This window comes from Roseomonas acroporae, from assembly GCF_023223525.1.
GTDB classification, from domain to species: domain Bacteria; phylum Pseudomonadota; class Alphaproteobacteria; order Acetobacterales; family Acetobacteraceae; genus Roseomonas_E; species Roseomonas_E acroporae.
The window spans coordinates 1-1514 of sequence record NZ_JALPRX010000222.1 but is presented as its reverse complement, the minus strand read 5'-3'; the positions used below and the strand labels follow the sequence as shown (position 1 = coordinate 1514).

Here is a 1514-nt window from a genome sequence, read left to right as displayed (position 1 = left end):
TCGCCGCCTCCGCCGACGAGTGATTCCGATGCTTGCTGCAAGACGTTGATATTCCAGCAGCACCCACGATTCGGAATCGCTCGTCGGTGGTGGGCACTCCCGGATTTCCGGGAGTGGAAGGCATGCCGCCGCTGCGCCGGTGGGGCGCGTGCATGCTCATGCCGCCGCCCTCCGCGCGATCCGCCGCGCCGGCACCAGCTCGACGCACAGCACGGGCGGCTGCGCCCACGCCTCGCCGGGCTCCTCCTCGCCGTCGTGGTCCGGCTCGGCCTCCACGTCGCCATCCATGCGGTCGAGCAGGTCGATCAGCCACGCAGCCAGGGCCTCGATGCGGGCGCGCTGGCACAGCGCCGGGGCGAGGCGGCGCAGCTCGAGCGGGAGAGACGCGCCGTCGCGGCGCGCCTCCCCGTGGTGCTGGCGGGTGCTCACGGCGTCACCGGCGGCCGGAGCCGCAGCGCGTCACCGATGATGCCAATCGTCAGGCGCTCGTTGGTCGCCATGTCGGGCGTGACCGGCGGTACCTCGAAGCTGCCGCACCAGGCCAGCGCACGGGCCTTGACCAGGATGCCAGCCGCTGTGGTAGCGGCGCGGCCCTCGATGGCCCGCACCACCATGCTGGTCCGCGCCTGCGCTTCCTCGGCGGCAGCGTCGCAGGCGGCCTCGCCGGCCGTGCCCGCCGCCGCGTCCGCCAGATCCCAGGCGCGCCGTTCGGCGGCAGCAAGGCGCTCGAACTCGGCACCGAGCCGAAGCAGTTCGGCATCGGCGCTCGGTGCCGCGACGGCACGCGCCGCCGCCAGCGCCATGGCCGCACCGCGCAGCGCGCCGCGGCGGGGGAGGATCGCGCTCATGTCGCGTCTCCTGCCGCCTGCTGCCACGCCGCACGGATCTGTGCCGTCGCCCAGCGTTGCGCCTCGCCGCGCGTCTTGAAGGCGCGGGCCGGCTCCGTGCAGCTTTCCGGCGGGATCACCAGCCAGTTGCGCCGGCCCCAGGTGAGGCCGCGCACGCCCTCGAACCAGGCAGTGACCACCTTCGCGATCGGCACGAAGCGCCAGCCGGCGGCGAGCAGTTCCGGCAGCGGTCGCATGTCGTGCGCGTAGGCCCGCGCCACCGGCAGCGGCGCGATGGCACGCGGATCGGGCATCTCGTCGCAGTCGCCGGGCCAGGTCACCGCCTCCTCGTAGGAGCGCTTCGCACGCGCGATGTGCGCCTGTGACGCGCGGCGTTTGCGGACGGCGCCGGCCAGCTCGGCCACGGCGGGGAAGGAGCGCGGGGTCACGTCCGGTCCTCCAGCGCCAGGAAGCCGCGGAGCGCCGCATAGGCGGGGGCGTCGGGGGCCCCGCCGCGGCGATCACGCAGGGCGTAGCGCGCCAGGGCGACCAACCCCGCCCGCGTCGCGGGCACGGCCTTCCCGATGCGGTCGTGCAGACGGGCGAACTCCTGGGCATGCTCGCGCAGCCACGCCTTGTACGCGGCATCGTCGCCGTTGCGGCGGTAGTCGGTGAGCAGCACGTTGG

The 1514-nt window shown here is 74.6% G+C and carries 4 protein-coding genes; all 4 read right to left on the bottom strand.

What is annotated here, in order from left to right; translation table 11 throughout:
- Positions 1-156: 156 nt before the first annotated feature.
- Entirely contained in the window at positions 157-429 is a 273-nt protein-coding gene (locus M0638_RS28120) for a hypothetical protein (protein ID WP_248670265.1), read from the bottom strand.
- Positions 426-848, bottom strand: a complete 423-nt coding sequence (locus M0638_RS28115; RefSeq protein ID WP_248670264.1) for a hypothetical protein — start codon at positions 846-848, stop codon at positions 426-428. The genes M0638_RS28120 and M0638_RS28115 overlap by 4 nt, the downstream gene beginning before the upstream one ends.
- On the bottom strand, positions 845-1276 hold the full coding sequence (locus tag M0638_RS28110; RefSeq protein ID WP_248670263.1) for a hypothetical protein: 432 nt from the start codon (positions 1274-1276) through the stop codon (positions 845-847). Before M0638_RS28110 ends, M0638_RS28115 begins: the two co-directional genes overlap by 4 nt.
- Positions 1273-1514 (bottom strand): hypothetical protein (locus M0638_RS28105; protein WP_248670262.1); only part of this gene is annotated, 242 nt, incomplete at its 5' end. The genes M0638_RS28105 and M0638_RS28110, both read right to left, overlap by 4 nt.

What these genes read in the sequence shown, in the direction of transcription:
- M0638_RS28115 (WP_248670264.1), bottom strand. Translation starts at nt 848, where the DNA reads ATGAGCGCGATCCTCCCCCGCCGCGGCGCGCTGCGCGGTGCGGCCATG.